A 7,901-nucleotide genomic window follows, 5' to 3' on the forward strand; every position below is an offset into this window, starting at 1 on the left:
CCTGAAGGGCAGTACCCAGGAGCTGACGGCGAGGCCCAAGACCGCGAGCAGGATCAAGAGGCGATAGGGAAGGCCTGAGAGGAGCTGGAGGCAGATGGCGACACCTCCGATCTCCGCCGCGCACGTCATCAAGTTGACCACCTCGGAGGCGACCAGGGTCGCCAGCCCCGCACCGAAGCCGGTTCGCTCGCGGATCAGGTCGAAGACCGGGCGCCTGGCGACCGCCGAGACGCGCCCGCACATCTCCGAGTAGACGATGATCCCGGCGACTCCGATCACCACGACCCACAGGAGTTGGAAGCCGAGGTCGCTCCGGCCTGCGTGTTGAAGACGAGATCGCCGATGTCGACGAACCCGCCGATGGCCGAGAAGATGCCGAGGGCGACGGCGAGGATGTTCTTCAGGCTCACGTGAGCCCTTCGCCGATCCTCTGGATCGCCTGGGCGGCCGCCTGGAGCTCACCGGCGAGCGCGCGGTCCTCGTCCCTGGAGGCGCTGCCGAGGCGCTCGAGGTCGGCGCTGACTTGACCCGCGAGGACCGCCAGCTGGCGGAGCCTTGGCTCCAGCGCCGGCTCGGCCTTGTCCGCCTCCAACGCGAGCTTGGCTTGGGAGGCGGCCCCGTAGAGGTCGGAGGAGTGCTCGCGGGTGTAGATGCGCGTCGTCCTGCCGGAGGCGGCGTCTTGGGCCAGAAGCACTCCCTCGGCGGCTTCGGATTGCAGCGACTTCGACTGCTGGGAGAGCGCCTTGGCTCCCAGCGGTCCGCCGCTGCCGCAACCCCCGCCTAGAAGGGCCACGATCACCCCCAAGCCGAGCACCCGCTTGAGCCGCAGCGACACGCTCCAATGTTCAGGACTCGGGGCCGGTGACCTTCGCCATCTTGGCGTCGCCATCGCCTCGAAGTTCTCCCTGACTGGATCCGGACACCGAACTCGACAACTTACTACCGCTCCACGAACTTGGCGCGCTTGGTCCTCCGGGCGGGCCGGGGATGCGGCGAGGCGGCCGATCGAGCGGGGTCTCCCGGTGGGCCACTCTAGAGCCCGAAGGCGTGAAGCTCCTGATCCCAGGCGCCTGCGTAGACATGCCCGTTGACGATGATCGGCTCAGCGAAGATCGGGCCATCGAACTGCTGGCTGGCCCACAGCTGGTTGCCCGTCACCGCGTCGAACGCCAGCACCTGACCTCCTGTCCCATCGCCGTAGTACACGACGCCATTGGCCACCATGGGTACCGACACGACCGACGGGTTTGGCCCCACCGTGGCCTGCCAGGCGAGCGCGAGCCGGCAGTCGGCGCCTTCCTCCAGTGCGACCATCCCGTGTTGGTACGGCCCGGAGCTCGAGTCGCTCGAGTTCGACACGAACATGGTGTTGGTCGCCGCGGACCACGCAGGGCTCCCGAGGAACTCGTTGTCGTCCACATCCGCGATCTGCAGCCGCTGCGTGGGTCCGCCCGAAAGATCGTCCCGGTCGTAGACGAACAGGACGCCCGACTTGTTTTCCAGGGCGAGCTGCCGCGGGCACCCCGGCCGGTGGAACAGGGTGGGGGTGGAGCCGAAGTCGACGTCTGCGCCGATGAGAGTCGGCCCGTGGTGCGAGACGACGCGCAGGCTTGGGGTCAGTCTGACGACGTCCTCGGCGTACCGGAAGTCCTGCGGTGCGCTGAGGTCGTTCCCGGTCGAGATGTAGACGTTCCCGTTCCTCGGGTCGACCGACGCCCCGCCCCAGCCCCAGATGCCCCCGCCGTCGTCCTTCCTTCCCGCCGGGTAGAAGCGCGCGACGACGGTCGCGGAGGCGACGTCGATCTCCACGATGTGCCCGTGATAAGGCGTGAAGTCACAGTAGCTCGCGGTCTCCGCGTAGAGCTTCCCCTGGAACATGGTCAGACCGCTCCATACATGCTGCTGGTTCGGGTTGGAAAGTACCGGGACCGGCCAGCCGGGCGACGACGCGCCAGTCGCGAGGTCGAGCGCATGCACCTTCCCATCCCCTCCCGCCACGAAGATGCGGTTGGTCGAACGGTCGATGACCGGCGCGCTCGTGATGCCGAAGACCCCGCCCGGGAGGTCGTCGCAGAGGGTCTGGACCGAGCCGAGATCCTTCTTCCACACGAGGCTTCCGGTGGCGTCGTCCACGGCGTAGAACATGCCATGCTCGCTGCCCACGTACACGAGCTGCTTCATACCCCGGCCGACCTGCACGTCACTCGCCACCACAGGCGAGGTGTCGATGACGCCGTCCGTCTCGAACGACCACAGCTCATGCAGCTTTGACGCGTTTCCGGAGCTGATCGATGTCTCGGATGTGTTCGCGCCAGTGCGTTGGATGTCGAAGCTGATGGTCGGCCAGTCGGCGTTGCCACGATCTGCTGCCGCGGGCACGGTCGACGCCGCGAGGACAAGCGCGGCGGCCAGGCCTGTCAGGGGGCCGAGAAGGGAGCGGGACCGATGCATGAGTGCCTCCAGGTACCAGGTGGCCTCCCCAGGGAGGGCCGCGCAGTTGGGACGAGCCGATTCCTGGAAACTGTTACGAGCGAGGGCTCCCGACGGATTCGCGATTGTCGGGGGTTCCTTCAGCTATCCCCTGGGGAGCTGAGCCGCCCGCACGCTGAGAAGAGCCTCTCGTCCCGTCTGTATGACCAGTATTGCTCCGCGTTCACACCGGCACCCCCGCGGACGCCGCGCAGCGGAGGATGGCTTCCGCGGAGCGGTCGATGTCCTCCTCGGTCGTCGACCAGTTGCTGACCGAGATCCGCATGGCGTGGCGATCCCGCCACATGGTGCCACCGGCCCAGCACGTCCCGTCCCGCTGGGTGGCGGCGATGACGTCCGCGGTCCTCCGGTCCGCCGCACTATCGTCGTCTCCTGGCGCCGCGAAGCGGACCAGGACCTGGTTGAGCACGACCTCGTTGAGGATGCTCACCCCCGGCGCCGCGTCGAGCCGTTCCGCGATGCGGCGGGCCAGCGCGCAGCACCGGTCCACCAGCTCGGCCACCCCCGACCGGCCCAGCGACCGCAGGGCCGTATACACGCTGAGGCCGCGGGCCCGGCGCGACGACTCCGGCACGTGGTCGTACGGCGTGTAAGCCTCGCCGGCGCCGCGGACCAGGTAGGCGGCGGTGACGGTTCATGGCGGCACGGTGCGCGGCCGGGTCGGACACGAACACGATCCCGCAGTCGTACGGGACGTTCAGCCACTTGTGGGCGTCCGTGGCCCACGACTGGGCCCCCTCGATCCCGTCGAGGTGATGGGCCAGGTCCGGCGATGCCGCGGCCCACAGCCCGAAGGCGCCGTCCACGTGGAGCCAGGCCCGCGCTCCGCCGTGGCGGCGGCGATCTCGCGCAGCGGGTCGAACGCCCCGGTGTTCACGTTTCCGGCCTGGGCGCAGACGATGGCGGGGCCGGTGCTCCCATCGAGTACCCGGCGGAGCTCATCGGGCAGCATCCTCCCCTGTCCTTCCACCGGGACCCGCTTCACCCGCTCGCTGCCCAGGCCGAGCATCCGGAGCGCGACGAAGATCGTCGTGTGGGTCTCCCGGCCGACGACCACCTGGACCGGCGGCGCGTCGAACAAGCCCTGTTCCTCCACGTCGTGGCCGACGGCCTGCCAGGACCGCGTGGCGGGCCGCGGCCAGGGCGGTGAAGTTGGCCATGGTCGCCCCGGTGACGAACCCCACGCTGGCCGTGGAGGGCAACCCGAACAGGGTCGCCAGCCAGGCCCCCGCGACCTCCTCCACGACGGATGCGGCCGGGGAGGCGGGGTAGTTCCCGGCGTTCTGGTCCCATGCCGCAGCCAGCCACTCGGTGGCCACCGGTCACCGGCAGGCTCCCCCCGATGACGAACCCGAAGTAGCGGGGGCCGGCGGTGGCGACGAGTCCGGGGTCGGCGTCGCGGGCCAGCTGCGCCAGGACCTTCTCCGGGGGTTCGCCCGTCTCGTGCAGCTCTCCGCCCAGCGCCGCGCGGAGCTCGCCGGGTTCGATCGGCCGGCCCACCGGGCGCTCGGCCAGCCCGGCCAGGAACTCGTCGGCGAGGTCGGCGGCCTGGCGGCGAAGGGCGGGATCCGCGTCCGCCTCAGGCCTCCTCGGGCTGCGGCGGTTCCGCCGGCACGGCTTCCGTCCCGTGGCTCTCCACGTGCTCGTCGTCGGGCTCCGCGAAGACGTGCCGGAGCGCGGACTCGGGCTCGGGGTCGGCAGCGTTCCAGGCCCGGTCGACCTCCTGGTCCACCAGGGCCTTGGCCTCCGTGCGGAGCGCCTCTGCCCGATCGTCGTCCAGCAGCCCCAGCGACTTCAGGTCGTTCCCCAGCAGGAGGATGGGGTCCTTGGACTTGGCCTCGTCGACCTCCTCCCGCGAGCGGTACGTGCGGTCGTCGTCGTCAGAGGTGTGGGGGTGGAACCGGTAGGTCATGCATTCCAGCAGGGTGGGCCCGTCACCGGCTCTGGCCCGGTCCACGGCCCGCTTCATGGCGTCGTAGCACCCCAGGACGTCGTTGCCGTCCACGGTCTCGCCGGGGAAGCCGTACCCGGCGGCGCGCTCGCTGACGTGCTCCACGGCCATCTGCTTCGACAGGGGCACGGAGATCGCGTACCTGTTGTTCTCGCACACCCACACCACCGGAAGCTTGTGGATGCCCGAGAAGTTGAGGCCCTCGTGCCAGTCGCCCTCGCTGGTGGCGCCGTCGCCGAACCACGACGCGACCACGGCGTCCTCGCCCCGGTACTTGATGGCGTAGGCGACCCCGGCGGCGTGCGGGATCTGCGTGGCGATGGGGGAGGAGCCGGTCACGATGTTCAGGCGCCGGGCGCTCCAGTGGGCCGGCATCTGGCGGCCCCCGGAGGACGGGTCGTCCCGCTTGCCGAACACCCCCAGGAACACGTCGTAGGGCGTGAGCCCGGCGGTCAGGCACACCGCCATGTCGCGGTAGTAAGGAACGAAGACGTCCTGGCCCTTCCGGAGGGGCCACGCCGTGGCGACCTGGCACCCCTCGTGGCCCGAGACCGGAACCACGAAGGGAGCCTTCCCCTGCCGGTTCAGCCGGAACTGGGCCTCGTCGCACAGCCGCGCCGTCACCATCATCCGGTACATGTCGAGGAGGTCCTGGTCGGACAGGCCGAGGGCGCGGTGCCTGGCCCGAGCTAGCCGTGTGGCCACGTCGAACCCCTTTCAAACGGAAAACGGCTGCTCGCGAAAGCGGCAGCCGCAGTGAACTCTCGAGGCCGCGATACGCACGCGGCGGAAAGTGGCTCCAAAGGCATGATCCGGCTGGAGTCTAGCACCGGCGGTTCCGTGCTCCGCCACGGTCGAGTCCGCGGGTAGCGTCCACGCGATCGGCCGGTAAGCTACGCGTCGACCATGGCCACCGACGAGGCGTTTCGCGCATCCGTGCTCGAGCTGGTGGGCCAGCTGGCGGAGGACGGCTCCGGCGGCATTCGGCCCGACTCCACGCTCTCCGACGTCGGGTTCGACTCGCTGGCGTTCGCGGAGCTCGCCGTGACGGTGGAGGAACGCTTCGGGATCGACCTGGTGGATGGGGTCCCGGCCTCCCCCCGGACCGTGGCCGACGTCGTCGAGCTGATCGAGACGGCCGGGGAAAGCCGGCGGGCGGGGGACGGGATCCGGGACGGGATCGGCAGGTTCCAGCGAGCCGCCGGTCGCACCGCCGGGGGCGTGCTGCGGTGGTGGTTCGACATCCGGGTGTGGGACGCCGAGCGCATGCCGGCGACCGGGCCCGTCGTGCTGTGCATGAACCACGAGAGCCTGCTGGACATCCCGGTGGCGGTGGTGGCCAGCCCCCGGCCGGTCACCTTCATGGCCAAGCGTGAGCTGTTCGGCAACCGGGCCACCGCGAGGCTGTTCCACGAGCTGGGAGGGTTCTCGGTGGATCGGGCCGCGTTCGACCTCCGGGCCATCACCATCGCCCTGGACGTCGCGCGAAGGGGCGAGGTCCTGGGGATGTACCCGGAGGGAACCCGAACGCCGGGCACGCTGCTGCCGTTCCTGCCCGGCGCGGCGTGGATTGCCCTGCACGCGGGGGCGTCGCTCGTTCCGTGCGCCATCACCGGGACGGATGCCGCGATGCCTCCGGGCACCAGGATCCCGAAGCGGGTTCCGGTCGTCGTGGCCTTCGGACGCCCCATCCCGGTCGATCCGGTGGATGATCGGGTGAAGCGGCGGGCCGAGGCCGTGCGCCTCACCGCGGAGCTGCGCGCCTCGATCGAGGGGCTGCTGGCGGAGGCGGACCATGGCTGAGCGCGAGGCTCAGGGCTCGCCCGTCGTCATCGACGTCACCGACGCCGACTTCGGGGCTCGCGTCATCGAGGAGAGCCGGCAGCGGCCCGTGCTGGTGGACTTCTGGGCGGGGTGGTGCCAGCCCTGCCGCACGCTCTCACCCGTCCTGGAGCGCCTGGCCGAGGAGAAGGGCGGCGAGTTCCTCCTGGCCAAGATGGACGTCGACGCCAACCAGTACACGGCGCAGCAGTTCCGGGTCCAGAGCATCCCGAATGTCTGGGCCTTTGCGGACGGCAAGCCGGTGGACCAGTTCATCGGGGCCATCCCGGAGCAGGCGGTGCGGCAGTTCCTGGACCGGCTGCTCCCGTCCGAGGCCGACCGCGGCGCGCTGGAGGCGGCCCGGGCCGCGGAGTCCGGTGACGTGGAGTCCGCCGAGCGCGGGTTCCGGGAGGCCCTGGCCGAGGACCCGTCGAACCCCACGGCTGCGTTCGGCCTGGCCCGTCTCCTGGCGGAGCGGGGCGACCTGGAGGAGGCCCGCCGGCTGGCGACCCCCCTGCTGCCCGACCCCGAGGCCGAACGGGTGCTGGCCGCCATCCGGGTCTCCGAGTGGGTGGACGCCGATGCGGCCGACCCGCTGGCCGTGCCCAAGCGGATGGCGGCGGAGGGCCGGTGGCGCGAGGCGCTGGACGCCCTGCTGGGCGCGGTGGCGCACGCGCCCGACCACCGCGACGAGGCCCGGGCGGCCATGCTGGACGTCTTCGCCGTGCTCGGAGACGACGATCCCATCACCCGCGAGTACCGCCCCAGGCTCGCCGCCGCGCTGTTCTAACCGGTCACGCGACCTACGGGGACAGCGAAAACGGCGGGTACCTGTCGGTGACCAGGACGAACGCGTACGCGACCACCCTCGCGCCCCACCGGATGACGCCCTGCACGAAATCGAACAGGCCCCTCGGGTACGGCCCCGTGAACAGGACGGCGAACCATGAGACGACCGCCACCACGACCACGGCGACCCACAGGAAGGCCAGCACGATGACGTGGGGGATGACCAGGAACCACTTCACCAGGGGAAGCCACCGGTTCAAGCCAGGGCCCGCTTCCGGATAGGGGTAGTCGAGGTGTACGGTCTGCTGCTGATCGGTTGCCGGATAGCGGTCGTCCATGAGAAGGATGTACGCCACGACCCGATTGGTGAAGCGCTGCAGCTCCAGGTTCCAGTCGAACCACCACCGCGGGTATTTCCGCCGGAACAGGATCATGAGGAGTGGGCCCAAGAACAGCAGGCCTCCCGCGCCGGCCAGCACGAACGTGCCTCCGCGCCGCGAGTAGACCTGCCACGTCGAGCCGGACACGCTCCCCAGCACGATCAGGATCGGGATCGCCACGAAGATCCGGAAGGCGGTGGTCAGCCGGTTGAGCGGCCGGTCCGGGTAATCCACCGAGAACTGCACGGGGTAGGCCGTCTGTTCCATTGCCATCGCTTCCCACCTCCTGGGCGGCGGCTTCTGGCGGAATTCCACAGCACCCTGCGGCGAGACGCAACGAGATCTAGTGTAATGCCTCGCAAATAGCTTGACAGAGGGAGACGCGGGAGGTAGCCTCCCGTCGTGTGGCATCCTGCCGCTGCGGTGGCGATCTCCGAGGGGGACCGGGCGCTCCTGGAGCGATGGGTGAG

General features: G+C 70.1%; 6 protein-coding genes and 2 pseudogenes. 2 read left to right on the top strand and 6 right to left on the bottom strand.

Going from position 1 to position 7,901, the window contains the following annotated elements; genetic code table 11:
• The 5 genes and pseudogenes from M3Q23_12705 to M3Q23_12725 form a co-directional block, all read right to left on the bottom strand.
• Positions 1–279 (bottom strand): divalent metal cation transporter (locus M3Q23_12705; GenBank protein ID MDP9342925.1); only part of this gene is annotated, 279 nt, incomplete at its 3' end.
• 127 nt (positions 280–406) lie between these two features.
• Complete coding sequence (locus M3Q23_12710; protein ID MDP9342926.1) at positions 407–835, bottom strand: hypothetical protein; 429 nt, start codon at positions 833–835, stop codon at positions 407–409.
• Positions 836–1,032: 197 nt separating this feature from the next.
• Positions 1,033–2,451, bottom strand: a complete 1,419-nt coding sequence (locus tag M3Q23_12715; GenBank protein MDP9342927.1) for a PQQ-binding-like beta-propeller repeat protein — start codon at positions 2,449–2,451, stop codon at positions 1,033–1,035.
• Between the two features lie 202 nt (positions 2,452–2,653).
• Positions 2,654–4,014: pseudogene (locus M3Q23_12720) on the bottom strand (aminotransferase class V-fold PLP-dependent enzyme).
• Positions 4,015–4,144: 130 nt separating this feature from the next.
• A pseudogene (locus M3Q23_12725) lies at positions 4,145–5,080 on the bottom strand (thiamine pyrophosphate-dependent dehydrogenase E1 component subunit alpha).
• A 267-nt stretch (positions 5,081–5,347) separates the two neighbouring features.
• On the opposite strand from M3Q23_12725, the gene M3Q23_12730 reads away from it, so the two are divergent.
• Positions 5,348–6,244, top strand: a complete 897-nt coding sequence (locus tag M3Q23_12730; protein ID MDP9342928.1) for a 1-acyl-sn-glycerol-3-phosphate acyltransferase — start codon at positions 5,348–5,350, stop codon at positions 6,242–6,244.
• On the top strand, positions 6,237–7,052 hold the full coding sequence (locus tag M3Q23_12735) for a tetratricopeptide repeat protein (protein MDP9342929.1): 816 nt from the start codon (positions 6,237–6,239) through the stop codon (positions 7,050–7,052). The genes M3Q23_12730 and M3Q23_12735 overlap by 8 nt, the downstream gene beginning before the upstream one ends.
• Positions 7,053–7,065: 13 nt before the next feature.
• Here the strand turns inward: M3Q23_12735 and M3Q23_12740 are convergent, their stop codons facing one another.
• Positions 7,066–7,704, bottom strand: coding sequence for a DUF4389 domain-containing protein (locus tag M3Q23_12740; GenBank protein ID MDP9342930.1), 639 nt, complete (start codon positions 7,702–7,704; stop codon positions 7,066–7,068).
• Positions 7,705–7,901 lie beyond the last annotated feature (197 nt).

The sequence above is a fragment of the Actinomycetota bacterium genome (genome assembly GCA_030774015.1).
Lineage (GTDB): Bacteria > Actinomycetota > UBA4738 > UBA4738 > JACQTL01 > JALYLZ01.

What these genes read in the sequence shown, in the direction of transcription:
- M3Q23_12715 (MDP9342927.1), bottom strand. Translation starts at nt 2,451, where the DNA reads ATGCATCGGTCCCGCTCCCTTCTCGGCCCCCTGACAGGCCTGGCCGCC.
- M3Q23_12735 (MDP9342929.1), top strand. Translation starts at nt 6,237, where the DNA reads ATGGCTGAGCGCGAGGCTCAGGGCTCGCCCGTCGTCATCGACGTCACC.
- M3Q23_12740 (MDP9342930.1), bottom strand. Translation starts at nt 7,704, where the DNA reads ATGGCAATGGAACAGACGGCCTACCCCGTGCAGTTCTCGGTGGATTAC.
- M3Q23_12730 (MDP9342928.1), top strand. Translation starts at nt 5,348, where the DNA reads ATGGCCACCGACGAGGCGTTTCGCGCATCCGTGCTCGAGCTGGTGGGC.